General features: G+C 70.0%; 28 protein-coding genes. 12 read left to right on the top strand and 16 right to left on the bottom strand.

What is annotated here, in order from left to right:
* Window positions 1-23: 23 nt before the first annotated feature.
* Together ACH442_RS27515 and ACH442_RS27510 are read left to right on the top strand one after the other, a co-directional pair.
* A complete protein-coding gene (locus ACH442_RS27515) occupies window positions 24-863 on the top strand; it encodes an oxidoreductase (RefSeq protein WP_396340993.1) in 840 nt (279 codons plus the stop codon).
* Between the two features lie 215 nt (window positions 864-1,078).
* Complete coding sequence (locus ACH442_RS27510; protein ID WP_396340992.1) at window positions 1,079-1,615, top strand: hypothetical protein; 537 nt, start codon at window positions 1,079-1,081, stop codon at window positions 1,613-1,615.
* A 207-nt stretch (window positions 1,616-1,822) separates the two neighbouring features.
* Here the strand turns inward: ACH442_RS27510 and ACH442_RS27505 are convergent, their stop codons facing one another.
* Together ACH442_RS27505 and ACH442_RS27500 are read right to left on the bottom strand one after the other, a co-directional pair.
* Complete coding sequence (locus ACH442_RS27505; protein WP_396340991.1) at window positions 1,823-2,062, bottom strand: hypothetical protein; 240 nt, start codon at window positions 2,060-2,062, stop codon at window positions 1,823-1,825.
* A gap of 43 nt (window positions 2,063-2,105) precedes the next feature.
* Entirely contained in the window at window positions 2,106-3,284 is a 1,179-nt protein-coding gene (locus ACH442_RS27500) for a glycosyltransferase family 2 protein (protein ID WP_396340990.1), read from the bottom strand.
* Between the two features lie 652 nt (window positions 3,285-3,936).
* Here ACH442_RS27500 and ACH442_RS27495 point away from each other — a divergent pair.
* Window positions 3,937-4,503, top strand: coding sequence for a hypothetical protein (locus ACH442_RS27495; protein WP_396340989.1), 567 nt, complete (start codon window positions 3,937-3,939; stop codon window positions 4,501-4,503).
* Window positions 4,504-4,649: 146 nt separating this feature from the next.
* Here the strand turns inward: ACH442_RS27495 and ACH442_RS27490 are convergent, their stop codons facing one another.
* The 3 genes from ACH442_RS27490 to ACH442_RS27480 are packed head-to-tail and all read right to left on the bottom strand — an operon-like array spanning window position 4,650 to window position 8,661.
* Window positions 4,650-6,287 carry an NAD(P)/FAD-dependent oxidoreductase gene (locus tag ACH442_RS27490; RefSeq protein WP_396340988.1) on the bottom strand — a complete coding sequence of 546 codons (1,638 nt, stop codon included), beginning with the start codon at window positions 6,285-6,287 and terminating at the stop codon, window positions 4,650-4,652.
* Window positions 6,266-7,495: a cation:proton antiporter gene (locus ACH442_RS27485; RefSeq protein WP_396340987.1), complete on the bottom strand. Its 1,230-nt coding sequence runs from the start codon at window positions 7,493-7,495 to the stop codon at window positions 6,266-6,268. Before ACH442_RS27485 ends, ACH442_RS27490 begins: the two co-directional genes overlap by 22 nt.
* Entirely contained in the window at window positions 7,492-8,661 is a 1,170-nt protein-coding gene (locus tag ACH442_RS27480) for an LLM class flavin-dependent oxidoreductase (protein ID WP_396340986.1), read from the bottom strand. Before ACH442_RS27480 ends, ACH442_RS27485 begins: the two co-directional genes overlap by 4 nt.
* Window positions 8,662-8,980: 319 nt before the next feature.
* On the opposite strand from ACH442_RS27480, the gene ACH442_RS27475 reads away from it, so the two are divergent.
* Both ACH442_RS27475 and ACH442_RS27470 read left to right on the top strand, forming a co-directional pair.
* Window positions 8,981-9,181: a hypothetical protein gene (locus ACH442_RS27475; protein WP_396340985.1), complete on the top strand. Its 201-nt coding sequence runs from the start codon at window positions 8,981-8,983 to the stop codon at window positions 9,179-9,181.
* Window positions 9,182-9,290: 109 nt separating this feature from the next.
* Window positions 9,291-9,473, top strand: a complete 183-nt coding sequence (locus ACH442_RS27470) for a hypothetical protein (RefSeq protein WP_396340984.1) — start codon at window positions 9,291-9,293, stop codon at window positions 9,471-9,473.
* A 3-nt stretch (window positions 9,474-9,476) separates the two neighbouring features.
* Here ACH442_RS27470 and ACH442_RS27465 read toward each other — a convergent pair whose 3' ends face one another.
* The gene (locus ACH442_RS27465; RefSeq protein WP_396340983.1) at window positions 9,477-10,598 is read right to left on the bottom strand and encodes a tetratricopeptide repeat protein; all 1,122 of its coding nucleotides are present in this window, start codon (window positions 10,596-10,598) and stop codon (window positions 9,477-9,479) included.
* Between the two features lie 87 nt (window positions 10,599-10,685).
* On the opposite strand from ACH442_RS27465, the gene yidD reads away from it, so the two are divergent.
* From yidD to ACH442_RS27445, 4 genes are all read left to right on the top strand, one after another.
* A complete protein-coding gene (gene yidD / locus ACH442_RS27460; RefSeq protein WP_396340982.1) occupies window positions 10,686-11,111 on the top strand; it encodes a membrane protein insertion efficiency factor YidD in 426 nt (141 codons plus the stop codon).
* Between the two features lie 10 nt (window positions 11,112-11,121).
* The gene (locus ACH442_RS27455) at window positions 11,122-11,868 is read left to right on the top strand and encodes an alpha/beta fold hydrolase (RefSeq protein WP_396340981.1); all 747 of its coding nucleotides are present in this window, start codon (window positions 11,122-11,124) and stop codon (window positions 11,866-11,868) included.
* Window positions 11,869-12,714 carry an aldo/keto reductase gene (locus ACH442_RS27450; RefSeq protein ID WP_396340980.1) on the top strand — a complete coding sequence of 282 codons (846 nt, stop codon included), beginning with the start codon at window positions 11,869-11,871 and terminating at the stop codon, window positions 12,712-12,714.
* 98 nt (window positions 12,715-12,812) lie between these two features.
* Entirely contained in the window at window positions 12,813-15,785 is a 2,973-nt protein-coding gene (locus tag ACH442_RS27445) for an NACHT domain-containing protein (RefSeq protein WP_396340979.1), read from the top strand.
* 24 nt (window positions 15,786-15,809) lie between these two features.
* Here the strand turns inward: ACH442_RS27445 and ACH442_RS27440 are convergent, their stop codons facing one another.
* Together ACH442_RS27440 and ACH442_RS27435 are read right to left on the bottom strand one after the other, a co-directional pair.
* Window positions 15,810-16,508 (bottom strand): histidine phosphatase family protein, encoded by a 699-nt coding sequence (locus ACH442_RS27440; RefSeq protein ID WP_396340978.1) that lies wholly within the window; start codon window positions 16,506-16,508, stop codon window positions 15,810-15,812.
* Window positions 16,509-16,511: 3 nt separating this feature from the next.
* A complete protein-coding gene (locus ACH442_RS27435) occupies window positions 16,512-17,420 on the bottom strand; it encodes an SDR family oxidoreductase (protein ID WP_396340977.1) in 909 nt (302 codons plus the stop codon).
* Here ACH442_RS27435 and ACH442_RS27430 point away from each other — a divergent pair.
* Both ACH442_RS27430 and ACH442_RS27425 read left to right on the top strand, forming a co-directional pair.
* Entirely contained in the window at window positions 17,398-17,574 is a 177-nt protein-coding gene (locus ACH442_RS27430; RefSeq protein WP_396340976.1) for an FAD-linked oxidase C-terminal domain-containing protein, read from the top strand. The two genes, ACH442_RS27435 and ACH442_RS27430, sit on opposite strands and share 23 nt — an antisense overlap.
* Before the next feature lie 13 nt (window positions 17,575-17,587).
* Window positions 17,588-18,052, top strand: a complete 465-nt coding sequence (locus ACH442_RS27425; RefSeq protein ID WP_396340975.1) for a nitroreductase/quinone reductase family protein — start codon at window positions 17,588-17,590, stop codon at window positions 18,050-18,052.
* A 435-nt stretch (window positions 18,053-18,487) separates the two neighbouring features.
* Here the strand turns inward: ACH442_RS27425 and ACH442_RS27420 are convergent, their stop codons facing one another.
* Window positions 18,488-19,153 carry an esterase/lipase family protein gene (locus ACH442_RS27420; protein WP_396340974.1) on the bottom strand — a complete coding sequence of 222 codons (666 nt, stop codon included), beginning with the start codon at window positions 19,151-19,153 and terminating at the stop codon, window positions 18,488-18,490.
* 393 nt (window positions 19,154-19,546) lie between these two features.
* On the opposite strand from ACH442_RS27420, the gene ACH442_RS27415 reads away from it, so the two are divergent.
* Entirely contained in the window at window positions 19,547-19,957 is a 411-nt protein-coding gene (locus ACH442_RS27415; protein ID WP_396340973.1) for a hypothetical protein, read from the top strand.
* Window positions 19,958-20,559: 602 nt separating this feature from the next.
* On the opposite strand, the gene ACH442_RS27410 is transcribed toward ACH442_RS27415, so the two are convergent.
* From ACH442_RS27410 to ACH442_RS27380, 7 genes are all read right to left on the bottom strand, one after another.
* On the bottom strand, window positions 20,560-20,778 hold the full coding sequence (locus ACH442_RS27410) for a DUF5999 family protein (RefSeq protein WP_396340972.1): 219 nt from the start codon (window positions 20,776-20,778) through the stop codon (window positions 20,560-20,562).
* A 64-nt stretch (window positions 20,779-20,842) separates the two neighbouring features.
* Window positions 20,843-21,742: a GAF domain-containing protein gene (locus ACH442_RS27405; RefSeq protein WP_396340971.1), complete on the bottom strand. Its 900-nt coding sequence runs from the start codon at window positions 21,740-21,742 to the stop codon at window positions 20,843-20,845.
* On the bottom strand, window positions 21,739-21,984 hold the full coding sequence (locus ACH442_RS27400; protein WP_396340970.1) for a hypothetical protein: 246 nt from the start codon (window positions 21,982-21,984) through the stop codon (window positions 21,739-21,741). Before ACH442_RS27400 ends, ACH442_RS27405 begins: the two co-directional genes overlap by 4 nt.
* A 93-nt stretch (window positions 21,985-22,077) precedes the next feature.
* Window positions 22,078-24,096, bottom strand: coding sequence for a serine/threonine protein kinase (locus tag ACH442_RS27395; RefSeq protein WP_396340969.1), 2,019 nt, complete (start codon window positions 24,094-24,096; stop codon window positions 22,078-22,080).
* Between the two features lie 87 nt (window positions 24,097-24,183).
* Window positions 24,184-25,140: a cation diffusion facilitator family transporter gene (locus ACH442_RS27390; protein ID WP_396340968.1), complete on the bottom strand. Its 957-nt coding sequence runs from the start codon at window positions 25,138-25,140 to the stop codon at window positions 24,184-24,186.
* Complete coding sequence (locus tag ACH442_RS27385; protein WP_396340967.1) at window positions 25,137-25,343, bottom strand: hypothetical protein; 207 nt, start codon at window positions 25,341-25,343, stop codon at window positions 25,137-25,139. Before ACH442_RS27385 ends, ACH442_RS27390 begins: the two co-directional genes overlap by 4 nt.
* Window positions 25,343-25,672, bottom strand: coding sequence for an ArsR/SmtB family transcription factor (locus ACH442_RS27380; protein ID WP_396340966.1), 330 nt, complete (start codon window positions 25,670-25,672; stop codon window positions 25,343-25,345). Before ACH442_RS27380 ends, ACH442_RS27385 begins: the two co-directional genes overlap by 1 nt.
* Window positions 25,673-25,675: the final 3 nt, after the last annotated feature.

Genomic DNA, 25,675 nt, shown 5'->3' with positions numbered 1-25,675 from the left:
TTCACCGAGAGGCGGAGAGAACGATGTCAGAACCGAAGGTGTGGCTGGTCACGGGAAGTTCCCGGGGTCTGGGCCGGTCGATCGCCGAGCAGGTCGCGAAGTCCGGGGCGAACCTGATCGCCACCGCGCGCCGCCCCGAGGACCTGAAGGACCTCGTCGACGCGTATCCCGAGCAGGTCCGCGCGGTGGCGCTGGACGTCACCGACCCGCAGGCCGCCAAGGACGCCGTCGCGGCCGCCGTCGAGGCGTTCGGCCGCCTGGACGTGGTGGTCAACAACGCCGGCTACGCGAACAGCGCGCCGATCGAGGAGATGGCCGACGACGACTTCCGGGCGCAGGTCGAGGCGAACCTGTACGGCGTGATCAACGTCAGCAAGGCCGCCCTCCCGGTCATGCGGGAGCAGCGCAGCGGCACGTTCGTCCAGATCTCCTCGATCGGCGGGCGCGTCGGCGGCACCCCCGGCATGGGCGCCTACCAGACCGCCAAGTTCGCGGTCGAGGGCTTCTCCGAGGTGCTCGCGTCCGAGACCGCCCCGTTCGGGCTGAAAGTGATCATCGTCGAGCCGGGCGCCTTCCGCACCGACTGGCAGGGCGCGTCGATGGTTCGGCACGAGGTCGGCCCGGACTACGAGGCGAGCGTCGGCAAGTTCCACCGGCTCCGCGAGGAGAGCGACGGCAAGCAGAAGGGCGACCCGGACCGGGCCGGCCAGGTGATCGTCGAGGTCGTCGAGCTGGAGGACCCGCCGCGCCGGCTGCCGCTCGGCTCCGACGCGCTCGCCACCGCGATCAGCGCCGGCGCCGCCCGCAACGAGGAGGCCGAGAAGTGGGCCGGCCTCAGCCGTAGGACCGACTTCCCCCACTGATCGACTTCTTCGGAGGGCCCCTGCCATGACCGCACAGACCTGGCTGATCACCGGCGCTTCTTCCGGCCCGGGCCGCGTGCTCGCGCCGTCGACCGACTTCGCGGGCGACGGCCGGCCCGTGATCTGACCGTTACGCCGGGTGCCGTTTGCGGCCGGGGATCGAGGGAATCATCGGCCGCCGCAAGTGAATGATCTTCTGGTTGGGGGGAGGCTCAGTGACCGCGCTGGCCGAGAATGATCTGCAGGCACGCCGGACGAGAATACGGGAGCGGGAGCTGCTGCTCGCGCTGGAACGGTGGGCGCCGGCCTACCGTGACGTGGCCGGGGACACCCTGACGTACGTCTTCGAGATCGCCGAGGCGACCGAGCCCGAACGCGACTGGCTGCGGCAGCGGGTCGCCGAGAAGGGCCTGCCGGTGACGCCCGGGCCGAGCCACGAGCAGGTGCGGGCCGCCGGCTACCAGGCCAACGCCGCCGCGAGTGCCGCGTTTCTCGCCGGCGACTACGAGCAGGCCCGGGACCGGATCGACGACGCCCGGGTCTACGGCGCGCTCTTCGAGATCGAGTGGGTCAAGCTGCACCGGTTCATCAGCGCCCGGGCCGGGTACGCACCGGTCATGACCGAAAACGAGGAGCTCCCCGAGCTCACCAAGCGCCCTGACATCCCGCGTCCGGTCGACCTGCAGGACGCGCCCCGCCCCGAGAAACCGGGTCCGGTCGCGGTCGAGCCGGAGGAGCAGCCCGAGGACTGATTCAGTGGCCGCGGAGGCGGGCGGCTCACGACGTACGTCGGGAATCGGCTCTTGATCTTGATTTTTCGGGGTCAATGCCGGAGTGATCACCGCGAAGGCGCGGCCGGTGAGGTCGTGCGGGTCGTCGGCGCCTCCGGGAGGACCGGTTGGTGCCTGGCAGCGCGGGAAGGCCGGTCGTGAACCTTCCCGCGCGAGGCCGGCCGGGGGTTATTCGGCGCGGTGCTGGGCGTTGGTGCGGCCGAATGCGGGCTCGCCGTTGATGGTGAGGCGGAAGCGGCTGCCGTTGATGCCCACCGGGATGGGTTCGAAGGCGATCCGCGGGCCGAATTTCGACAACGTGATCAGCGCGCCGCCGATGACAGCGATCGCCACGCCCACCCATACGACGTTCAGGACGGACAGCGTGACGCCGCCCACCGTGAGGCCGATTCCGGTCTTGGGGAGCATTGATTGGTACACGAGTTGAATCCCTTTCTCGTCCTGGAGCCTTTCAGCTTTCGACCCAGGAGCCCTTGTCGCCGCGCACGAATTTGAGCAGCGATTTGATGTAAATGAATGTCAGGAGCAGGGTGTACGCCTGCTCGGGCACGAACGACGCGGCGTAGAGGCGGGCCCGCCAGCCCATCGACCAGACGCTCCACACGCGCTCGGCCAGCAGGATCAGCGACGGCAGCGTCCAGTACCAGTGGAAGGACACGTCGCCCAGCCACAGCACCGACACCGCCAGCGCCAGCAGGTAGACGACCGCCACCAGAGCGGACAGGAGCAGGCCGAACTGCTGCCGCCAGTACGTCCACCGCATGTGGAACGGCATCCGGCGGCCGTACTGGGCGATGTTGCGCAGCGCGCCCAGGTACCACCGCTCCCGCTGGGCCACGAGCTTGGGCACCCGCTCCATCACGTCGGTGGTGGCCCACATGCCGGCGGGCGACAGCACCCGGTAACCGCAGGCCTGCAGGGCGAACGTGAGCTCGTTGTCCTCGGTGAGGCTGTGCGTGTCGTAGAACGACTCGCCCTCCGGCAGCAGCGCGCCGGACCGGCGCTGGTGGCGCACGTCGGCCAGCGCGCCGTAGGAGAAGAGAGTGCCGGTGCCGGTGAGCACGAACGCGCGGTTCGCCATGCGCTTGGCGACCTGGCCGTACCGGTGGTACTCCATCCGCTGCAGGTAACCGAGAGCGCTGGAGCATTCACGGCCGGCGAAGGTGCCGCCGACCCCGCCGACCCCGGCCACCAGGTTGCGCTCGGCGATGGCCAGGAAATCGGGGGCCAGCGTGGTGTCGGCGTCCATGATGAGCACGGCGACGTTCCACGGATCGTCCAGGTACGGCTCGAGCTGGTCGAGCGCGTAGTTGATGGCGCCGGCCTTCTTGTCCGGGTTCCGGCCCGGGTACTCCATGACGTGCGCGCCGGCGGCCCGGGCGGCGTCGGCAGTGTGGTCGGTGCAGTTGTTCGGCACCACGACGATCAGGTCGGGGCGACGGGTCTGCTGCTGCAGTGACCGGACGGTGGCGGTGATGGCGTCACCCTCGTTGTAAGCGGGCACCACCGCGACGATCCGGCGGGCCCGGCCGGTGGCGGTGATCCGTCGTGTGCTCTCACCCAGTGAGCGCTGCGCGGAGATCGTGCCATGGCGGCCAATCCGCTCTCCGGTGTCGATACTGGGGGCCATCCCGTCAACCTCACACTTCTCCGTGCTGCGCACTTGTCCTGGCAGTGAAAGAAGGTAAGTGGCAACGACTCTTTTCCGAAGCTCCACCCCGGGGTCGTCTGAATGGTCGTTGACGGTCGCTCGGCCGGAAAGATAGCGAGTGGGCAAATGGGGCATCCGGTGCGTTCACGCGAGTGAATGAGCCATTGGACCGCCGCGAACGCGGCCTCGTCGTGACGCCTGGTAGTCGCCGTTTATACGGCCCGGCCGCCCTGAGTCCGGTGACCGACTTGGTTGATTAGGCAGTATTGCCGGATTGGTTCTTTCGGCGACGCTACGCGTGGAATGCCGTCAATGATTTGTGCCACTCACCCGATCGCGCCAGGCTGATCTTGGTCGGCCATGCTGGTGGCATGAAACGCGCTCGCCCGGCGGGACGTCCCGCGGCTGCGGCACAGCATGCTCACCGCGGCGGCGGACGCCGCGGCCGGTGACGGGCAGCGCGGGTACCGGCAGCACCGAGCACAAGTGACGGCGCACAGGGAACAACTCAGCACCAGGTGCAGATCCACGACGGCGAGGGCGGGATCGGGGGACTCCGCGTCCCTTTCTCCACGACATCTCCACATCACGACCGCCCACCGATGGCAAACGGCGAATACGGTCGAACGGTGTGGAGACCAATTCGGGGACACGGCCGGGTGTGGTCACGGCCGGGAGTCTGCTGCTGGTGACCGCCGGGTTGACGGTGGCGGGCGAGGTGCTGCTGTCGTACGACGAGTACGTCACCGGTATGAGGGTCTACGAGCAGGCAGCCGTGGACCACATCATCGCGAGTCAGACGGCCTTCGCGGCGTACGGCGGCGCGCTGCATCTGTGCATGGCGACCCTGGGCCTCCTGGTGGCCGCCGGAGTCGTGGTGGCCGGGCTGCTCAGCTTCTTCGGCATCCGATGGGCGCGGATGGTCGCGTGGATCATGGCTATGCCGGTGCTGCTCTGGTACGGGCTCCTGGAGACGATCTACGTGGTCTTCGGGGGAGGGAAGTCGCCGGAGACCGAGCTCGACCGGCGCCTCGACGAAGCGTGGCCGGACTGGCTGCACACGCTCGACATGACGCTGATCGGGGTGGCCCTGGCGACGCTGGGGGTCGCACTGATCTGCCAGACCGTGCCGGCCGCCGACGCCTACTTCAGCCGGCACGTCGCCCGGCCCGCCCCCGATTCCCTGCTGCAACTCTGAGCGCTGGCTCGCACGGGCCTTGTCCGGGGCGACGAAGGCCCCTGAGAACCAGCCGGAACCTTGCGGCGCGCCGCGGACCGCGACCGGCAGCGGCCTGGCGGCACCGGGCGGCGGGACGCTTCCTGCGACGTACGGGAAATCGGGTTTCACGCGGTTTTGACGAGGGTGGCGGCCTTGGGGATCGTGGCGCGGTCGTAGTTGAAGTACGGGCGCAACGCCGCCGGCGCCGCCGTCCGCCCCCACTGGTAGATCAACCGTTGCGTCTCCGCCGACCCGTCGTGCCACCGCCGCAGCACGTCGTGCAGGTTCAGCGGCGACGGCGACGCTTCCCCGTCCCCGAGGATGAACGCGAGCTCGGGCACCGCGTCGGTCGGGGTGAGCAGCCCGTCACGGACGCGACGCATCACGTCGAAGCAGGCGTTGAACTGCGCCTGCGCGCTGGGCAGATCCGGACAGAACGAGCCGGGGACGGGCCCCTGGTGGAGCCGTTCGAGCAGGGAGGCGTCGGCGGTCTCGAGGTACTGGTAGTACGTCCCGGCGATGCGGATGACGCCGAGATTCCACGCGAGGTACCACATCTTGGACCAGGCCCGCCACAGGTCGAAGTCACGGAAGGCGATGTACGAGCCGGCGATCAGCTTGTCGTTGTTGTCGAGGATGTTCTGGTTCAGCGTGTCGAGGTAGGCGAACTGCGTGGCCGAGTAGTCGCCGGTCTCGCGCGCCTTCAGGAACAGCGGGACGAACGCCTCGATCACCGCCATCGTGTTCGCCATCCCACGGCTGAACAAGGCATCGATCGCGCCGGCGGCGTGGCTCATCAGCACCCAGCGGTCGCCGACGGTCCGCGACGACGAGAACTGGGTGCGGCCGGTGGAGATCCAGCGGAACGCCGAGGTGGCGTTCGCGAACTGGCGTTCGAGCGGCGGGAACCGGTCGAGGAACTCGTTCCACTCCTGCTCGGCGGTGACGCCGTCCCGGCGCGGGAACTTGTCGACGTCCAGGTTCAGCCCGACACTGACCAGGTCGGATTCGCTGCCCTCGCGGTTGTCGAACGGGATCACCCACATCCAGCCGCCGTCGAAGAGGTGGTGCAGGGTGCCCTCGTGCCACAGGTTCGGCTGGCCCGACGAGTTCTCGACCGTGTCGTAGGGGACGACGCCGCGCATGTGCGTGAAGATCGTCCGCGAGTTCGTCTCGAACCGGCACGGTTCCTCACGCAGAGCGAACTTGTCGGCGAGCACGGAGGTGCGGCCGGTCGCGTCGATCACGTAGTCGCTGTGGAAGGTCTCCCCGTTGCCGAGTTCCACCGCTGCCCCGGAAGCAGAGAAGTCCACTGACTGGATGCGGACACCTTCGCGGCCGATCGCGCCGTACTTCAGAGCGGCGACATACAAATACTGATCGATGTCCGCCCGCATCAGGTGCGACTCGGGACCGAACGGTCCCTCCGAAACGCTGCACTGCGTCACCTCGAACGGATCATGCTCCTGACCCTCGTGGTGGTAGACGAACCCGAAGTTCGTCTTGATGCCGCACCGCTTGCTCACGTGCTCCTGAATGCCGCCGCTGGTCGACACGTGCGCCAGTTCGGGCACGTCGTAGCGGGCCGCGAGCAGCCGCAGCAGGAACGACGTCTCGCCGATCGTCGACTCGCCGAGGGCGAACCGCGGATGCTTGGCCGCGTCCACGATCGCGACCGAGAGGCCCTGGCGCGCGAGGATCGCGGCAACGGTGCTGCCGCCGATGCCGCTGCCGAGGACAGTTACGTCGACGCGGGTGTCCATGAGGTGTCCGCCTTCCGATCATTCGCATGTCGGCCACCGCGCTCCAGCAGGCTGAGCAGGGGACCGGTCGCCAGGGTCGTGACCACGGCATTGATCACGAGAATCGTGTAGAGCGTCGTGGTGAGCAGCCCGGCCGCGGCGCCCACGGTGAGCACCACCAGCTCGGTCAACCCGCGGGTGCTGAGCAGCACGCCGAGGGTCAGCGCGTCCCGCCCGCCCATGCCGGTCAGCCGGGCCGGCCCGGCCGCGCCGGCGATCTTGCCGAGCACGGAGACGACGATCGCCGCGGTCAGGACCCCGATGTCTCGCCCGCCGAGCGCCGTGAAACTCACGCCCAGGCCGGCCAGCACGAAGAACGCCGGCAGCAGAAAACCGCTGCTCAGATCGGCGGCCCGGGTGACGACCAGGTCGACGGTCGGCCGGTGCCGCGGCAGGGCCAGGCCGACGACGAACGGGCCGAAGATGCTGTGCAGCCCGATGCTCTCGGTGAACCAGGCCGCCAGCACCGCCGCGACCAGCACCCCGATCAGCAACGTGCGCGGCGAGACCCGGTCGAGCGCGCCGCGGCGGTGCGCCGCGGCCAGCACCGGCCGCACCAGCAGCAGCATTGCCAGCACGAACGCGGTGACCAGGGTGAGCATCACCCACGGCCGGTGCGCGCCCGAGCCGGCCAGGGCTATCACCACCGCCAGCACCAGCCACGCGACCACGTCGATGATCGCTGCGCAGGTCATGGCGATGCCGCCGATCCGGGTGCCGGACATGCCCCGATCGCGCAGGATCCGCGCCAGCACCGGGAACGCGGTGATCGCCACCGCCACCCCGACGAACAGCAGGAACGGTACGTGGCCGGCCGGCACCCGGTACCACGGCCAGACGACGACGGCGAGCAGCACGCCGAGCAGGAAGGGCAGGACCGTTGCCCCGGCCGCGATCACGCCGACCGTCGAGGCCCGCGCGGTCGCCTCCACCTCGAGGCCGACGATCAGCATGAAGATGACAAGACCCAACTGCGCGATCACATTGAGGTACGGACGAGCGGCCTCCGGCAGCAGCACCCCGCTGAACTGGGCGGCGGCGATCCCGGCGACGATCTCCCCGACGACCGGCGGCTGGCCGAGCCGCTCGGCCACGAACGCTCCGAGACGCGCGAGCACCACGATGACCGCCAGGCTGAGCAGCACCTGCGACAACAGGGTGCTCGTCACTGGGCGCGCCGCCGATCGGCCACCTCGTGGTAGTACTCCACACCGGCCTTGGCCTGGGCCGCGGCCATCGTGCGCCGGGTCAGGCCACCGGACTGCAGCTCCTGTTCGTACGCCCGGATCCTCGGCCAGTTGGCGGCGGTGAAATACGGAATCACGCGACGCGCGAACAGCTCGTATGACCGGCGCGTCGCCTCCGGGTCCGCGATGTCCGACTGCTCGATCAGGAACGTGCCGAACCCGCCGCTGAGCTCCCACATCTTCTCGATGTGCCGGATCGCCTGCTCCGGGGTCCCGATCACCGCAGTGCCGGTCGTCATCAGAACATCGGCCACGGCATCCGGGTCGTCGAGATCCACCGGGACGTTCATCGGCAAGATCTGACGAACAAATTTGATGTACGTCGTCAGGCCGTGCCGGACCTCAGCGCGGGCCTGCGCCTCCGTCGGAGCGACGTGCATCAGGCTCATCACCGACCAGCGACTGCGATCGAACTGCAGCCCGACCTGTTCCGCCTCGGCCTGAGCGATCTCCGCCGTGGTCCGCAACGGGTTCTCCGAGCCGGTCCCGATCGCCACCGACGCCCCGAACGACACGATCCCCGCCCCGAACCGCCCGGCGAGGCGTGGCCCGGCCGGGGACTTGAACGCCGCGACCCGGATGTCGAGCGGCCACTGGACCGGCCGCAGATGCATGACGCCCTGATCCAGGTGAAACCAGTCGGTCTTACGGGTGACCGGCCCGTCGTAACGCAACAGGGCGGTGATGACCTCGAGGGACTCCTCCATCATCCGGCGCGCCTGCATCGGATCGTGCCCGATCATGCTCGCGTCCAGCGGCAACGCCCCGGAGCCCACCCCGAAGATCAACCGGCCCCGGGTCAGATGATCGAGCTGGATGATCCGGTCCAGCAGCAGGAACGGATGGTGGTACGACAGCGTCGCCACGCCGGTCCCGAGCCGGATCCGCCTCGTCCGCTGCGCCGCGGCCGCGATCATCAACTCGGGCGACGCGATGATCTGCCAGCCACCGGAGTGATGCTCACCGAACCAGAACTCGTCGAAGCCCAGCCGGTCGCAGTGCTCGGCCAGGGCCAGATCGCCCTCCAGTTGCAGGGTCGGATCCTCGGTCGGGTCATGGAACGGAAACACGAGTGCGCCGAACTTCATGCGCGGCCCCCTGCCTGCACGAACTACGCCCACTGTAGACGTAGATCGCGATTGATGCAGCGGTCCGGCCGGCCCGCGTCAGAGCACCCTCTTCCCGATAGCCGGCGGCCCGCACGGTGAACAGCGCTGCCCGCGGCCACGGTGCTCGGGGAACCGGCGTACGAACGGGTGGCCGTCGCGGCCGCAGCCGCCTGTGCCACCTGGGTGTCCCGGATGCAGAACACCGGGCAGTGCTGCGGCCTCGCCGGGGTCGGTGGTTTCCTCGTCGACGGCGCCGAGCAGACCGGCGACGCATGGGTGGCGGGCGGCAGCGCACGAGGTGGCCCGGCAGTTGCTGCGGCGCAGCTTCGGCCCGGATGACGCGCCGCGCATCGTCGCCTTCGACCGTCAGGACGCACCCCTGTCCCGGGCCACCGGTTACGGCGGCATGCTGACCTTCCTGCGCCGCCTCGATCGTCCGCACACGTCCGAGGTGGTGCCGTCGGTGACGTGGGGCCTAGGTATGCCTAAGGCGGCGTAAGCCCCCACCTAAGGCTTTCTGAGCAGCGGAGATACGCAACAGCGTCCGATGTGGCGCGAGCCTGCCCGGTCGAGGATTGATGCAACGACGACGGACAGGGAGAAACACCATGCTGATGCACCCGATCTTCATGCTGGAGCTGGTCGAGCAGCACCGCCGCGAACTGGTCGCCGAGGCCGACCGGGAGCGCCTGCTGGCCCGCGTCCTGCGGGCCCGCCGCTCCCGCCGCGAACGCGAAGCGGGCGCGGCGCGCGGACAGCATCCCACCACGACGGCCGCGCCGGCCCGGTGACGGTCAGCCCTCGCGCCAGGCCTGCTTCACCTCCCGCTTGGTCTCCTCCCACCACTCGCGCATCTCGGCGGACCACTTACGGAGGTCGTGGCGGAAATCGATCAGCAGCTGGTGGTAGCGCGGGTCGTCGGCGACCTCGCCGTGGAGCTCGGCGAGGGCCAGTGACCACTGCACCGGGACCAGCGCCACGGGCCCGATCGTGAGCCAAGGGGCGCTGGTCACGGCGTACGCGCAAAGGAAAGCCGGCACCAGGGCGGCCGTGAGCCAACCGGCATGAACGGCCCGCTGCAAGGCCGGTGCCGTCAGCCGCAGGCTGCGCCACGGGGTGCGGCCGGCGGGCAGCAGCAGCCGCCCCGCGAAACCGGCGGTGACCAGCACCGAGGTCGCCGCGATCAGGCGCGGCGCCGGGCCGCCGAGAAGGTACGCCAGGGCGCAGACCAGCGGCGCCACCAGCAGGGACCAGCGGCGCAGGTCGCGCAGCAGGCGACGGATCGGCCAGACCATCGCGACGACGTCCGGGTCGGTCGGGTCGTCGCGGGCGACATCGCGCAGCAAACGCATCGAGCGCCGGACCCGCAGGCGCTCCGAGTCCAGCATCGCCAGCAGCCAGCGGCCGTGCCGGTGTCCGGGATCGATCGCAAGGGCGGCCTGCACCGCCCGTACCGCCTCGTCGTGGTCACCGGCCTGGCGCGCCACGTCGGCGACCGTGACCAAGGCCTCGGCCGAGTGCGGGGCCTGGGCCAGATGACGTGCGGCGACGTTCCGGGCCTCGGCGTGACGGTCGTCGAGGGAGAGCGCCCGGGCCAGAATCGGCAGGTGACGCTGATCGAGGCGGACCGCTCGTTCCGCGGCGGCGACCGCCGCACCGGACCGCGGCAGCGCCATCAGGAGCGCGGCGTGCTCGGCGTGCACCTCGGCGTCCTCCGGCGCGGCCTGCAGCGCCGCCTCGATCACCGACCGCGCCTCCGCGAACGAACTCTGCCGGCGCAACGCGTAGGCCAGCAACGTCAGCAGGCCGGCGTCGCCCGGGTCGGTGGCCAGGGCCGTCCGCAGCGTGGTCTCGGCCTGGGCGAAACGCTCGATCTCGAGCAGCGCCTGCGCGTGCCGGTAGGCGGACGTCGTCATGGGACGCGATTATGCGCGACCCGCGCGGTGCGACAGATGTGGTCAGGGTCATCGGCATGGATTCCTGAGACAGGGTATCCGTCCGGTATGCCATGGACCAGCCGCCGCCGCTACGACCGCTACTACGACCCCTACTACGACCGCCGCCGCGGCTATCAGCAGTCGTCCTGCCTGCGTGACGCCTGCCTGCTGGAGACCGGCTGCTGCGTCGCCGAAGGACTCGACGGCAACTGCCTGATGCTGACGCTCCCGCTGCTGCCGCGACTGTTCCTGGCGACGGTCGCCGGCCGGGGCCAGGGTGGATTCCTGCTCGGCGGGATCCGGTTCTACCAGCGGGAGATCAGCTCCCGGCGGCCGGCCGTGTGCCGGTTCACGCCCAGCTGCTCGGAGTACGCGGCGCAGGCCATCCAGCGCCGCGGCCCGGTGCGCGGTGTCGCCCTCGCGGCCCGGCGCCTGCTGCGCTGCCGGCCCGGAGGCGCGCGCGGAGCCGACCCGCTGCCGGCCGGCGCGTAAGATCAGCCCCGTGCTGACCGGCGACGGATTCCCCCTGGCGGTGCAGGTCAGTGGGCGGGCCGACGGGCCGGTGCTGCTGCTCCTCTCCGGCCAGGCGAACTCCCACGACTGGTGGACCGGCCTGCGCGAGCCGTTCGAGGACAGGTTCCGCGTCGTCACCTTCGATTTCCGAGGTACGGGCGGAAGCCGCGGCCCGGTCGGCGACTGGTCCACCCCCTGGTTCGCCGACGACGCCGCCGCGGTGATCCAGGCGCACGGTGACAGCGCGGTCGTCTACGGCACGTCGATGGGGGGCCGTGTCGCGCAGCACCTCGCCGCGCGGCACCCGGCACTCGTCGACCGGCTGATCCTGGCGTGCACCTCGCCCGGCGGTGGACACGCCCACGAACGCACGCCCGAAGTCCGCAAGCTGCTGGCCGACGCGCGGGTCAGGACGCTGCGCGAACTGTTCTACACCGACGACTGGGCCGGGCACAGCCACCTCTTCGGCGACCCGACGATGACCGCCGAGGAGAGCCGCGCCCACCTGCGGGCCAGCAACCGTCACGACGCGTGGGACGTGCTGCCGCTGATCACAGCGCCGACCCTGGTCCTGCACGGCACCGACGACCGGATGGTCCCGTCCGCGAACGCGCCGTTGCTGGCCAAGCGCATCCCGGGCGCGGTGCTGCACCTGCACGACGGCGGACGGCACGGATTCTTCGACGAGTTCACCGTCGACATCCAGCCGGTGATCGACGATTTCCTGGGGGAATGAATGAGCACCATCGAACTCGGTGGCAAGACGGTGAACCGGCTCGGATACGGCGCGATGCGCATCACCGGGCCCGGCATCTGGGGACCACCGGCCGACCACGACGAGGCGATCCGGGTGCTGCGCCGCAGCGTCGAACTCGGCGTCACGTTCATCGACACCGCCGACTCGTACGGGCCGGACGTCTCCGAGGACCTGATCCGCGAAGCCCTCCACGACGGCACCGGCTACGGCGACGTCGTGATCGCCACCAAGGGCGGCTTCACCCGCCACGGCCCGGACATCTGGGCCGCCCTCGGCCGCCGCGAATACCTGCGTCAGTGCGTCCTGATGTCACTGCGCCGCCTCGGCGTCGAACAGATCGACCTGTGGCAGCTGCACCGCATCGACCCACGCACCCCGCGCGGCGAACAGTTCGCCACCCTCCGCGAATTCCTCGACGAAGGTCTGGTCAAGCAGGTCGGCCTCTCCGAGGTCAGCATCGAGGACGTGCAGGAGGCGCAGGCCGCCGGCGTCCCGATCGCGTCGGTCCAGAACCGCTACAACCTGGGCGACCGCCGGGCCGAGAAACTCGTCGACTTCTGCACCTCGGAGGGGATCGCGTTCATTCCGTGGGCCCCGGTCGACGCCGGCAACCTGGCCCGTCCGGGTGGACCCTTGGAAAAGGTCGCCGCGAATCACCCCGGCGTGACGACCGGCCAGCTCGCCATCGCCTGGCTGCTGCGCCGCTCGCCGATCATCGTTCCCATTCCGGGTACGTCCTCGGTCGCCCACCTGGAGGAGAACCAGGCCGCCGAGAAGGTCGAACTCACCGACGCCGAATTCGACACCCTCTCCACGGCCGCATAAAACGCATTCGGGGTACGGCCGCAGCAGTCCCGCCGCGGGACGGTCTCGAGCGAGGTAGATTTCCTCGCGCGGCCGTCCCGCGCCCCTAGACTCGCGGGATGACCGGCTCGCCGTACACGTTGGAGGCCGCCCGGGAAATCCTCCTGGGTCGACGTTCGAGGACCGTCAAGACGCTGGACGCGCTGCTCGGGGTGGGTTTACTGGCGGCCGGACCGATCGGCCTGGTCACCGGCAACCCGCAAGCCCTGGCCCTGTGGGGCTGGGTCGACCAGAAGAACGAGCTGATCGCCCGTTTCGAGGAGGCGGTCGGCGCGGGTCGGGACAAACTGCGCAAGGCGGCTGGTCGCCAGCGGCACGAAGTGCTCGCCGCCGCGCACACCACTCTCGTGGCAGGGTCCTTCTTCGCCGCGCTCCGCGAACTCACCGGCCCAGCCTTGGCAGGGGTACACCTCACTGCTTCGGAGGAGAACTGGCTGATCGATCCAGCCAAGTTCGACGGTCACCGGTCGGCCGTGAGCGTGGTGCAAGACCTTCTGTGGACCGAGATCCCACTGCCATGGGCGGGGTGCGGGTTCGAGACCAATCTCGCCGGCGGCATCAGGTCCTACTATCAGCGCCTTGCCGACCGTTGCCTGCGGTACTTCAGCGGGTTCGCGACCTGGGAACAGACCTATGGGCCGGAGCCGGCGAATCGACAGTTGGTGAAGCAGATCGTGGAGCGTGCTTTGGATCGGTACCGCGCCGAGTACAAGGCGCTTACTGCCGAGATACCCGAATTCCAGATCTGGGCGCTGTTCGGAGAACACCTGGCGGAACAGAACGCGCTCCACCGGCTTGAGCAAATGGTTGCCACGCTGGTCGGGACGGCCCAGACTTCTTCCGAGCGTGCGACGATCGCCGACATCAACCGGGCGATCCTGACCAGCCTGGTCGTCGACCTCGACGAGACTGCGGAGGTCACCGCCGTCCGAGTTCCGAGCGTCGAACGCGGCTATGTGGAGCCGGGGTTCCGCTGGGCGGTCGTCGACCGTCAGTCCTTGCCGTCGCAGGAGGGATGGTGGCGTGACCAGGCGAAGGGGACCGATCTGGCGAGCTTCCTGGCCGCGCATTTCGCCTCACCACAGGCTGCTGAGCGTCCGCTGGTGGTGCTCGGCCATCCGGGAAGCGGGAAGAGCCTGCTGACCAAGATCTGTGCCGCCCGGCTGTCGGCGACGGATGCCTTCACAACCGTCCGGGTGCCGTTGCGCGACGTACCGGACCCGTCGGCGAGCGTGTACCGGCAGATCGAGGACGTGCTGAGGGAGTCGACGCACGGACGGGTCGAGTGGTCCAGGCTGTGTACGGTGAGCCAGGGCCGGGTGCGAGTGGTCCTCATCGACGGGCTCGACGAGTTGATGCAGGCGACCGGTGCGACGGAGTCGCGTTACCTGAGCAATGTCATGGATTTCCAGCGCACGGAAGCGGTCACCGGCGGTCCGGTTGCGGTGATGGTCACGTCACGGACGCTGGTTGCGGATCTGGCTGCGATCCCGCGCGGGTGCCTGGTCGTGATGCTCGAAGAGTTCACCGACGAGCAGATCGACACCTGGGCGCAGCGATGGGCCGAGGCGAATGCTCTCGGCGTCGAGCGTGGCCTCGTCCGGTCGATCGACGGCCCGGGACTGCGGGCCTACGGCGAACTCGCCCGCCAACCGTTGCTCCTCCTTCTGCTGGCGATCGTGGCCGCCGAACGCGATGTGCCACCCGAGGAGAACTCGGCTGCGCTCTACCGGATGCTGCTCGACGACTTCGTCCGCAGGGAGCTGGCTCGTCCCGATCAGCACCCGACCCAGCTGACCGCGGAGAAACGCCGGATCGGGGAGTTCTGGAAGCTGGGAGTCGTAGCGTTCGGCATGCTCAACCGAGGTCAGCAGCACCTGCAGGAGCGTGACCTCAGCGCAGATCTGCATGCGTTGCCTGACCTGGCGGCGGCTCCGGCAGCGACCTCGCGGGACGTGGGCCGGGTGCTGGATCCCGCGCGCCGGATCGTCGGCCGGTTCTTCTTCGTCAGCACCTCGGAGGCCGATTCCGGGCAGGGCGGGCGTTCCTATGAATTCCTGCACGCGACCTTCGCGGACTTCCTCGTGGCCCACCACACTGTCGAGCTGCTCCGTGACGCGGCTTCGGTGCTGTCGCGGCCCAGCGCCTTTCAGCCCTGGAACGACGATCTGCTCTTTGCCCTGCTCTCGCATCAGCTGATCGTCGGTTTCGGTTCACGACGGATCGACTTCGTGCATGAGCTCGCCGGTGGCGAGGTGGCCGTTGCCGAGGTGCTCGAACGTCTGATCAGGGAGAGCCACGACCGTTGGGAGCAGGGGAGGCACGCCGATTATCAACCGTCCGAGCGGGCGGTGACCTACCGGATCGCGGCCTACACCGCGAATCTGGTGATGCTTCGGCTGGCCGTTGCCGGGGGCCCTGTTCCGCTCGGAGCGCTCTGCCCCCGAAAGCTCAGCTGGCCGGCGCAGGTGGGCTTCTGGGACGGGATGCTGAGGGAGTCCGGCCAATTCGTCACGTTCGTCGACGCGATCGAGATCGAGGGCGACGGGCATGCCTCGTTGAGTCATCGGCGCCATAGCGGCTACTACGAGGACATGGTGGCGCTTCTCGCGGGCGACCGGGCCCGCGCGGCCGCTCTCGCCGCCGGTCGCCTTCTGGTGGAAGGGCACAAGCCGGACCACCTGATAGATCACGAGCTACCGGGCACGGCACAGCGACTGGCGCTCCTCCTTCTGAATCAATTCCCTCAGGCCGAGGACCTGACGTGGGCCGAGAATTTCGATGCGGTCGCTCCGGAACTACACGTTCTGGCTGCGATGGCCGCGGCTGGACACGCGGCGGAACTCAGCGGTGCAGCGGCGGACAACGTGGTGCGAGCGCTGGCCGACATCGACTCGGATGTGGCCCGCGCGGCATTGGCAACCGTCGTTTCCCGGTCGCCCGACGTCTCTTATGCCGCACTGCTCGGCGGCGCGGCGCCGAATCCGATGATGTTGAGACTCGCCCTGTTCAGCCGACAACATCGCGAGTGAAGACGGCGTCGCTGATGACGAGGCTCAGCGATAGGTGAGCAGGCGCTGATCCGATTCGACGTGGGTGTGTTCGTTGAACGTCGAGAGCGACAACCCGCTGCGCCCGGAAAGTATTTTGGTGACGCCGGTGTTGACCGTGACCCGGTTGAACGAGGCCCACAACGCGGCGGGAAAATCCGGGCCGGCGGTGATGAGAGAGGCGGCCATGGCGATCGGGCCGCCGGAACTGACCGCGAGGATGTCGCGGTGGTCGGTCAATGAGGTGGTGATCTCGGACAATGCCGCTGCGACCCGGGTCCGGAAAGCGGTGAACGACTCCGCGTACTCCGCGTCGAACCGGCCGGACGACCAGCGGAGGGTCGCGGCGTCGAAGACCTGCTGGAACGCTCGGTCCGGACGGTCCGACAACGCCAGCTCGCCCATCATCGCGGCGCGGTCGCGGTAGGACGGGCGGTGGATCTCGACCACGTGCTGGAAGTCGAACTCGTTCCAGCCGGGGTCCTGGACCAGCGGGACCGGGGATCCGAGACCTTCCAGGATTCCGGACAGGGTCTCCTCGTGGCGGCGCATCGTTCCGCGGATGACCAGGGCCGGTTTGATGCCGCGGGCGGCGAGCGAACGGCCCAGGACCAGGGCCTGCTCGTGGCCCAGCGGGGAAAGGGCGTCGTAGTTCTCGGCGCCGAACGACGCCTGGCCGTGGCGGACCAGCAGCAGACGGGTCATGCGTCAGACCATCCTTCGGACCGCGGACAGGGGGAGCATGCGCATGGCGTAACCGATGGGGATCCACGGCCACCCGGGGACGTAGGCTTTTACTTTGCGTTTCTCGATGGCTGACACCATTGCCCGTACGCCGACCGGGGTTTTGACCATGAATCTGGTCTTTTGTTTGACGTGGGCGTTCATCTCCGACTCGATGTAGCCGGGATAGATGACCGAGACGTCGACGCCGGGAATGTTTTCGGAACGGACACCTTCGGCGATCGCCGCGACGCCCGCTTTTGTCGCCGCGTACGTGGTCATCGACTTTCGCATGCCGCGGAGCGCGGACATCGACGAGATCAGGACCAGGTGGCCGCGGTTCTGGGCGCGGAAGATCTGCAGGGCGGCTTCGGTCTGGGCGAGCGCGCCGACGAAATTGACCATGGCGGTGGCGCGGTTCGCGTCGAAACGGCCGGTGCCCAGGGGCGCGCCTTTTCCGAGGCCGGCGTTGACGATGACCCGGTCGATGCGGCCGAACTCGGTGGCGAATTCCTGGAAGACGCGGAAGACGGCGTCGTCGTCGGTGACATCCAATTCCTTGACGATCACGCGTACGCCGGGAAGGGTGGCCGCCAACGCGGTGAGGCGGTCGATCCGGCGGGCGCAGAGCGCGAGGTCGTAGCCGCGAGCGGCGAACTGGCGGGCCATCTCCTCGCCCAGGCCGGCGCTCGCACCGGTGATCAGCACGACAGGTCGATCGTCCATGCCGACACGGTAGGGCATTCCGCGCAGAATCTTGCACACGGAGTGCGAAATTGCCGCGCGTAAGGTCGGGCCATGGCAACGATCCCGTGGCCGGCCGGCCGGTGACGACGACGCACGGCGCGGCGCGCGGGCCGCCTTCGAACAGATGCTGACCGCGGCGATCGGCATGGGCGGCACGGTGCCCGGCGAACACGGCGTCGGCCTGTTGGAACGCGGCGGCATGCGACAAGAGCTCGACGCCGGGGTGCTGGCCATGCAGGTCGCGATCAAGCAGACTCTGGACCCGCTCGACCTTTTCCGTCCGGGAAAGGTGATCGGCTGAAGCGGAGGCTCGCGTGGTGTGGAAAAGTTTCTGGCGTGCGGTCGGGTCGATCCCCGGGTTCACGCCGATCGCGCGGCGCACCGTCACCGTCGACCGCTGGCTGAGCCGGATCACGCGCGGGCGCGTCGTCGCGCTCGGCATGGCGCCTGGCCTGCTGCTCACCACCGTCGGCCGCAAGAGCGGCCAGGAGCGAAAATCCCCTTTGCAGTACGTCGGTGAAGACGGAACCTACGTGGTGGTCGGCTCCAACTGGGGCGGGCCGAACGCGCCCGGCTGGGTGCACAATCTGCGCGCCGATCCGAAGGCCACGGTGACCGTCGGCGGGCGGGACATCGCGGTCGAGGCGCAGGAAGCGGTGGGGGAGGAGCGGGAGCGGCTCTGGCAGTTGTTCGTGGCGCAGTGGCCGGGGTATGCGCGTTATCGCGAGCAGGCCTCCCACCGCACACTCCGCATTTTCCGTCTGGTGCCGCGCCCGTAGGCTTCCCGATCGAGCGGTCCAGCTCCGCCGCGCGCCGCGGGGTGCGGGCACGCCGGATGAGATCCGCGTGACGAGTGCCCTTGAATTTCTGCGCCTGGAAGTAGTGTTCCGAGGTCGGCCACCAGACCCCGTCGAGGTCGCAGCCGCATCTTCGGCGGGGCGCTCGGGGCGTCCCAGCACCCGGCGACGGCCGGGTGGGACAGCAGGCCTGTCACGATCGCGGCCGAGTCCAGGTAGACCTCTCCGCCGCTCACGGCTTCCGGTCCGGGGACGGGGGGGGGGGGGGGGGGGGGGGGGGGGGGCGGGGGCGGGCCGCCGGGGGGGGGGGGGGCCCCCCCGCGCGCCCCCCCCCCCCCCCCCCCCCGCCCCGGGGGGGGGGGGGGGGGGCGGGGGGGGGGCGCCCCCCCGCGCCCCCCCCCCCCCCACGCCCGTTCGTCAGCTCGCCAGGAACGATCTGACCTGCGTGAGGGTGACAGTGTCGGTCAGATATCCGATGTGCGTCTGGCACGCGACGTAGTTGTTGGTCGCGCCGCTGAGGACGGTGCTGGTGTAGGGGATGATGATGCCGTCGCACGGGGAGTACCAGGTGCCGTACCTCGTGGCGCCCGGCGTCTCGTCACCGGAGCTCAGCGTGTTGATGAACGACGAGCCCGGGTACATCTGCTGACAGGTGACGTAGATCAGGCAGGATCCGGCGGCTGTCGTACCGTGGTTGGCGCCGGCGATCGAGGCCAGATGCCGGACGTACTGGGCGCCGCCCAACTGCTTCACGTACCAGAGACTGACCAGGCCGCCCATCGAGTGGTTGACGATGTCGACCTGGGCCGCGCCGGTGCGGGCCCGGACCTGGTTGACGTAGGTGGCCAGGCCCTGTGCGTTGGTGATGTTGTTCCCGTACGAGTTGTACTCGTAGGCGAACAGTTCGCTGCTGGAGTATCCACCGGCGCGGAACACGGCCATGGCGGTGGTCCAGTTCGACGCGCTTCCGGTGTAGCCGTGCACGAAGACCACCGGGGTGCCGGGGGCGGCGGCCGCGGGCAGGGCCGGGCTGAGCGCGAGAGCGGCCAGCAGGGCGGTGAGTAGGACGACGAGACGACGCATGAAACCTCCTGGATTCGGTGGTTTCTGCATCCTCAGTGCACACAGGTTGTTCACGCATCGGCAAAATCGCCAGCCGCGGCCGGTCGGTGCCTCGCGCCGCTCAGCCGAGGTGTGGCCGGCGCGGGCCGCCCACCGGGTGAGAGCCGCCCACCTGGAAGAAATCCATCAGCGACGTCAGCTGCCCGCGGCCGGTTCGCTGATCTCCTGCGCGGCGATCTGACGTCGGACCCTTGATCGCCGACCATTCCGAGCGCGAGGTCGCCGCTTCGGGCGTTTGAACCCGGGACTTCCCGGGGGTACGGGTCGGCCCGCGCCCGTGGTCCTCCCTGGGGACCCGGGGGTGTGGTGAAGGCAAGGGTGGTGGCACACCCACCACAGAGAAAGGTCCCGCACATGCACACCAACGACTCGCGCCGCCGTTTCCTGATCGCCAGTGGATCGGCCGCGGTGGCCGCGGGCATCGCCCCGGTGCTCGGCGGTGGAGCGGCCGCGTTTGCCGGCCACCGGTTCGGACAGATCCGGAACATCACGGCCGGCGTGCTCAACGTGGGATATGTCGAGCTCGGCCCGTCGCACGGGGAACCGGCCTTCGCCCCGTCCAGTACTCCCGCCGTCCCTGGGCGGGAGTACCCGCGCACCCCGCCGGCGAACACGGCCTCGCCGGGCAAAGCGCCCGCTGCGGTGGCCGACGCCAAGACCGCGGTCCGCTACCCGCGGCTCAACGACGCCGAAATACCGGCAAGCGCCGCACGCATCATGGTCAACAGGACAGCGGCGGCGGCGCGGTCTGATCGTCACCCATGATCTTCAAGGCGTGGCCGAGCAGCGGCATCCCGGCGGCCCGCCCGTCGAGCACCCAGCGGACCAGCCCGTCCCGAAGCAGATCCGCGGAGCTCGTGTCGGACCGTCCGGTCCGGAACGCTCGGTTTTCCTGGCTGCCGGTCCGGAATGCGCCGTCCCGGACCCCGCCGGTCCGGACCGCCGCAACCCTTGAGTCGGCCGGAACTGAGTCGGAGCCCGCAACTGCGGCAGAAGCCGAAGCCGAGAGCGCCTCCCGGATCGCCGCAGCCACCCGCCGCAACTCGTCGCCCCCACCCCGCATCGCCGCCCCGAGCGCGCCAGCCACGCATCCCGAGCCCCCGCCGGATCCACGTCCCGCGTCCGCTCGGCCGCCGCCACCCGTGCCTCCCCCCGTCTGGCCCTTCCGGGACGGCGACGGTGACCGATGCCCGCAGCCGCGACGCCCGCGCCCGTTCCACTTCGCTCAGCGGCGCCGTCTCCGCCGCCCCGATCAAACCCGGAACTTGCGCGTACGCCCCGGCGTCCGCCCCGCGGCCGCCCGCCTCGGACCCGCAGGAGCGGGTTGTCGAGCGCCTGCTGTTCGTTCTGCCGACCGCGCGGCATGCTCATGCCGCCGCGCGCCGGACGGCGGCCATCGTGCCGCGGCTGCGCGCCGCCTTGCGCCGCTTGGCCAGCACGATCGGCATCTTGATGACGGCGGCGCCGACGACGACCGCGCCGTTGCAGAGGATGCTCCAGCCCAGTTCGCCGTGAGCGGCGATGACCTGGGCGGAGTCCCATCCCGGCTGGTCGATGGGCGGGCACGGGGGCTGGTGTTCGCACATGTGATCAGTCTCGGGAGAATGACGTGCGCACACATCGAGGCCAGCCTGACTCCTCGAATACCGGCTAGCCGGTAACAGTCTTGACCCGGGGGATGAGGATGGACGGCTTGAGAGTGGTTCTCGCGGAGGACGACGTCCTGCTGCGCGAGGGCATCGCCAGCCTGCCACGGGACAACTCACGCAGCTCGTCGATCACTTCGAGCAGGTCGGTGGCGGCGGCCTGCTGATCGATCCCGGTCGTGCGCAGCCGCAACGCCAGCGCGACCAGACGCTGCTGGGCGCCGTCGTGCAGGTCCCGTTCGATGCGGCGGCGGGCCTCGTCGGCGGCCGCGATGATCCGCGCCCGGGAATTGATCAGCTCGGCGCGACTCTGCGCGGCCGCGACCGCGGTCGCCACCAACTCGGTGAACTGCGCCATCCGTGACTCGCTGTCGACCGGCAGCCGCCGCGACTCGGAACCGACCGCGATCATGCCCCAGAGCCGGCCGCTGACGTGGATCGGCACCCCGACCGCCGAGAGCAGGCCCTCATTCAAGAACATGGCCCCACCGGGTACGTCGTGATAGTCGTCCACCCGGGACGGTTTCCCGGTCTGCTGGATCGCCGCGGTCAGCCCGCGCGGCGGGTAACCCTCCCACCGGCCGCCGGCGACCACGTGCGGACCGCTCGTTCCCTCGTTGGCCAGCAGCGTCGCCGTGCCGTCCGGCTCGAACCGGATCAGCCGCGCAGTCCCGCCACCCAGGTGCTGCAGCACCTCCTTCGTGACCGCACCGAAGACCACGTCCGGCGCGACACCCTGGGCGATCAGCAGCGCCAGCCGGCGCATCGCGGCCTGCTCGTCGGCGAGATCACCGCGGGCCCGCTCAGCCTCGACCGCCCGCCGCCCGGTCGCCGTGGTGACCGCGCTGACGATCACCGCCATCACCAGGAACAGGGTGAGAATGGTGAACGCGGCGTCGTTCATGTCCCGCAGCGGAGGCAGAAAGAACCAGTCGTAGGCAGGATCGCCGCGACCCCGGCCGGCAGCGCGTAGAGGATGCCGGCCGCGCGGGCGATCAGCAGCACGACCGCCAGCAGCGCGAGCCCGAGCGGGACGTCCGGCACGTGGCCGCGGGCGGCCGAGCAGACCAGCGCCGAGACCGCGAACGAGCCGGCGCCGGCCGCGAGCGAGAGCCCGATCTCGACGGGGAACGGAGTGCGGGGCACGCGGGGCATTCTCCATGACCACTGTTTCACCTGCTGAAGCCGTACCGGCGCAAGGGTTTTGTTCATGGCGGGGCCGGCCGGGTCGAGCGCGGGTCAGTGGTAGTCGAGGTGGGCCACGGTGACGACTTTGCCGGCGCGGATGGTGACCAGGGCCGCCCACGGGTCGAACTCGTCGTACATCTCGGAGAAGACCGCGCGACTGACCGGGCACGTCCCCGCGTGGGTCGCCGGGTCGAGGCATTTCGCCGGGGACTTTCGATAGTCCAGGTACTTCAGGTCGGCGGCGACCGGCAGGGCCACCCGTAGACCGCTGTAGACGGGCACGGTCTTCTTCGCGCACTTCGGGGACGAGGCCGCCACGGCGTACTGCCGGCAGTAGTCCTTTCCGGACAAATAGTCGGCCTGTTCCACGATGGCCAGCCGGTGGTCCTGGTAGAGCATCCACATGCCCGCGGTCAGCTGGGCGTCACCAGTGGTGAACGCGGGCACCGCCGGAACGGCCGGATCCGGCCCGGAACGAAACTGCGCGTCGGTGAACGTGACCTGGCCGCGACCGCCCGTGTTCCCCTCGGCGCCGAGCATCACCCGGCCGCTGAGCAGGTTGTTCTCGGTCAGCTCGCCCTGCAGCACCGGGTCGCCGTCGACCGAGACCGTCGCCCCGCGGTCGGTGGTCACCACCAGCAGCCGGTGCGGCCGGCCGGTCGTGGTGGCCCGCCTCACCGTCGCGATCGGGTCGCCCGGACCGGCAGCCGTGCTGGTCAGGCGCACCTCGCCAGGGCAGACGGCGGCCTGGTACGCGTCCGCGAGGTAGTCCGGCTCGCCCTCGTCGGCAGTCGCGCGGAACCAGATCGTCGCGCATGACGTGCCGGTGGTCAGCGTCGCGGTCACCCCGATGTTCTGACTGGGCGGGAACACCAGGTGCTCGAACTCGCCGCACACCGCCGACGACTCGGCTTTCGCCGTGACGACCAGGCCTTTCTTGACCGCGCAGGCGCCTTGCGACGGGAACGCCGCATCCGTCGTCAAGGGATCGAAAAGGGCCGGCCCATTGGTTGCGGTCGCAGCCTGGCTGGGCTTCGCCGATTCGGGGGTACGGACGTCGGCCGCGGGAATCGGGTCACGTAACCCGAGTCCGGCGGCGACACCGGCGACCGCCACGAGCGCGCCGGCCGCGATCACCGCCACCCGGCGGCGCCCGCGTGTCCGTTTCTGCCCACCGGTCTGGTAGCGGCCGGACTGCTGCGCGGCTTCCGCCTCCCGCCGCAGCTCCGGTGGCAGCGGGGGAGCGCTCGGCGCACCCGACACCAGGAGACGGTCGAGCAGCTCGGGGGCGGTCGGCCGGTTCTCCGGGTTCTTCTCCAGCGCGGCCTCGACGAGTTCGGCCAGGTAGGGCGGCAGATCGCCGACCCGCGGAGGCTGGGTGAGGATCCGAGCCGCGGTCACCGCCGGGGTGTCACCGCCGAACGGGGTGCGGCTCGTTCCCGCGTAGGTGACCACGGCGCCCCACGCGAAAACGTCCACCGCCGGCGTGATCAGCCGGTCGGTCTCCGGGTCGAGGCGCTCCGGAGCCATGTACGCCAAGGTCCCGACGACCTCCTCGGCGCGCGTGTGGAAACTCGTCGGCTCCAGCGGCCGGGCGATCCCGAAGTCGATCACCTTGGGGATGCCGAGCGCGAACAGCACGTTGCGCGGCTTCAGATCCCGGTGGATCACCCCGACGCCGTGGATCGCGGCGAGCGCCGACGCCACCCCGACCGCGACCCCGTGCAGATTGCCCCCGCCGAGCGACCCGTTCTCGGCGACCACCTCGTTCAGGCTCGGCCCGTCCACATATTCGACGACCAGGTACGGCGTCTCGTGATCAGGGTCGGCGTCGAGCACCTCGGCCGTGCAGAACGGCGGGACCTGCCGCGCCCGGCTCACCTCGCTGCGGAACCGGGCACGGTACTGCTCGTCGTGCGCGTACTCCGGGCGGATGACCTTGACCGCGACGAGCCGCCCGTCCGGGTCCCGCGCCAGGTAGACCGCGCCCATGCCGCCCGCCCCGAGCCGGGACAGCAACCGGTAGCGCCCGACGAACTCCGGGTCGGAGGGATGCAGACGATCTACCACGGGGTGACAACCTACCGCCTCCGGACCGCGAGACCGGTGTCCGCCCCGTGGACGAGGTGCGCGCTGGGCCGTCGGTGAGCGTGAGCGTCAGGTGCCGGCGCGGTGGGCGGGGCCGTGGGCTTCGACGCAGTGCGGCTCGTCCGGGCCGCCGGGCAGGTCGGCGAGGTGGTCGACCTGCAGCGTGGTGTGGCTCATGTCGTACCGGTGGCGGAGCAGGCGCTCGAGGTCGGCGCGGGTCGTGTGGCAGTCGGCGTGGTCGGCGACGATGACGTGGGCGGACAGCGCGGTCTGACCGGAAGTGATCTGCCAGACGTGCAGGTCGTGGATCTCGGTGACGGCCGGTACGGCGGCGAGTTCGGCACCGATCTCGTCGACGTCCACACCGGGCGGGGCGGCCTCCAGCAGGATGCGGCCGGAGTCGCGGACCAGGCGGACGCCGGCGACGGCCATCAGCACGACCACGATCAGCGAGGCGACCGCGTCGGCCCGGGCGAAGCCGGTGACCACCATGACCAGGCCGGCGATCAGGGTGGCGACGAACGCGAACAGGTCGTTGAGGATGTGCTGGAACGCGCCTTCGACGTTGAGGCTGGTGCGGTTCGCCCGGGACATGCACCAGGCCGCCGCGACATTGACGACGATACCGACCGCGGCCGTGCCGAGCACCAGGCTGCCGGCGACCTCGGGCGGGTCCAGCAGGCGGCGGATCGCCTCGTACCCGAGCCAGCCGCCGAGCAGCAGCAACGACAGTCCGTTGGCTTGCGCGGAGAGGATTTCGGCGCGTTTCAGGCCGTACGTGTATCCGCCCTGTGGCGGCCGGGCCGCGAGGCGCATCGCGATGAGGGCGAGGACGATCGCCGCGGCGTCGGTGAGCATGTGCGCGGCGTCGGAGAGCAGGGCCAGCGATCCGGCGATCACGCCGATGACGACTTCACCGGCCATGAACGTCGTGATCAGCGCGAGTGCGGCGACGAGCCACCGGCGGTCGGCGTCGGCCCGCACCCCATGATCGTGGCCGTGGTGATCGTGGTCGTGGCCGCTCATCGTGCCCCCTCCGAGACGGGCAGCGCGCCCGTTCTGTCCGGACGGCACACATCGGCCGCCGCCGCGACGATCAAGGATGAGCCGCTCGCGGGCGCGCGGCCCCGGTCGCCGTGCCGGGCTTCCGGCCCCTCGTCGGCCTCGACCGCATTGTCGGTGATGGTGGCGGCGACTGACAGCCGCAGTCGCTGGACAGGGCCGGTCATCAGTAGCAGTCCTCGGTGGCGGAGTCGGAGCAGGCGGCCGGGTCGACGGCGAGGATCAGCCCGAGCAGGTCGCCGAGCGCGTGCCGGATCCGGGTGTCGGCCAGCTCATACCTGGTCCGGCGGCCTTCGGGGACGGCGACGACGAGGCCACAGCCGCGCAGGCAGGCAAGGTGGTTCGACAGGTTCTGCCGGGTGACGCCGAGTTGCTCGGCGAGCTCGGCCGGGTAGCCCGGCGCCTCGCGCAGCGCGAGCAGCAGCCGGGCCCGGGTCGGGTCGGACAGGGCGTGGCCGAACCGGGCGAGGACAGCGCCGTGCGTGACCGTCTCCATGCC

Origin of the sequence: Actinoplanes sp. NPDC020271 (assembly GCF_044388125.1) — a bacterium.
Lineage (GTDB): Bacteria > Actinomycetota > Actinomycetes > Mycobacteriales > Micromonosporaceae > Actinoplanes.
The sequence above is the reverse complement of the archived record's forward strand: the minus strand, read 5'-3'. Positions and strand labels throughout refer to the sequence as shown.

Excerpts from the sequence above, each read along its gene's own strand:
- ACH442_RS27515 (WP_396340993.1), top strand. The coding sequence starts at position 24 with ATGTCAGAACCGAAGGTGTGGCTGGTCACGGGAAGTTCCCGGGGTCTG.
- ACH442_RS27505 (WP_396340991.1), bottom strand. The coding sequence starts at position 2,062 with ATGCTCCCCAAGACCGGAATCGGCCTCACGGTGGGCGGCGTCACGCTG.
- ACH442_RS27500 (WP_396340990.1), bottom strand. The coding sequence starts at position 3,284 with ATGGCCCCCAGTATCGACACCGGAGAGCGGATTGGCCGCCATGGCACG.
- ACH442_RS27490 (WP_396340988.1), bottom strand. The coding sequence starts at position 6,287 with ATGGACACCCGCGTCGACGTAACTGTCCTCGGCAGCGGCATCGGCGGC.
- ACH442_RS27480 (WP_396340986.1), bottom strand. The coding sequence starts at position 8,661 with ATGAAGTTCGGCGCACTCGTGTTTCCGTTCCATGACCCGACCGAGGAT.
- ACH442_RS27470 (WP_396340984.1), top strand. The coding sequence starts at position 9,291 with ATGCTGATGCACCCGATCTTCATGCTGGAGCTGGTCGAGCAGCACCGC.
- ACH442_RS27465 (WP_396340983.1), bottom strand. The coding sequence starts at position 10,598 with ATGACGACGTCCGCCTACCGGCACGCGCAGGCGCTGCTCGAGATCGAG.
- yidD (WP_396340982.1), top strand. The coding sequence starts at position 10,686 with ATGCCATGGACCAGCCGCCGCCGCTACGACCGCTACTACGACCCCTAC.
- ACH442_RS27450 (WP_396340980.1), top strand. The coding sequence starts at position 11,869 with ATGAGCACCATCGAACTCGGTGGCAAGACGGTGAACCGGCTCGGATAC.
- ACH442_RS27445 (WP_396340979.1), top strand. The coding sequence starts at position 12,813 with ATGACCGGCTCGCCGTACACGTTGGAGGCCGCCCGGGAAATCCTCCTG.
- ACH442_RS27440 (WP_396340978.1), bottom strand. The coding sequence starts at position 16,508 with ATGACCCGTCTGCTGCTGGTCCGCCACGGCCAGGCGTCGTTCGGCGCC.
- ACH442_RS27430 (WP_396340976.1), top strand. The coding sequence starts at position 17,398 with ATGCTGACCGCGGCGATCGGCATGGGCGGCACGGTGCCCGGCGAACAC.
- ACH442_RS27435 (WP_396340977.1), bottom strand. The coding sequence starts at position 17,420 with ATGCCGATCGCCGCGGTCAGCATCTGTTCGAAGGCGGCCCGCGCGCCG.
- ACH442_RS27420 (WP_396340974.1), bottom strand. The coding sequence starts at position 19,153 with ATGCGTCGTCTCGTCGTCCTACTCACCGCCCTGCTGGCCGCTCTCGCG.
- ACH442_RS27415 (WP_396340973.1), top strand. The coding sequence starts at position 19,547 with ATGCACACCAACGACTCGCGCCGCCGTTTCCTGATCGCCAGTGGATCG.
- ACH442_RS27410 (WP_396340972.1), bottom strand. The coding sequence starts at position 20,778 with ATGTGCGAACACCAGCCCCCGTGCCCGCCCATCGACCAGCCGGGATGG.
- ACH442_RS27405 (WP_396340971.1), bottom strand. The coding sequence starts at position 21,742 with ATGAACGACGCCGCGTTCACCATTCTCACCCTGTTCCTGGTGATGGCG.
- ACH442_RS27390 (WP_396340968.1), bottom strand. The coding sequence starts at position 25,140 with ATGAGCGGCCACGACCACGATCACCACGGCCACGATCATGGGGTGCGG.
- ACH442_RS27385 (WP_396340967.1), bottom strand. The coding sequence starts at position 25,343 with ATGACCGGCCCTGTCCAGCGACTGCGGCTGTCAGTCGCCGCCACCATC.
- ACH442_RS27380 (WP_396340966.1), bottom strand. The coding sequence starts at position 25,672 with ATGGAGACGGTCACGCACGGCGCTGTCCTCGCCCGGTTCGGCCACGCC.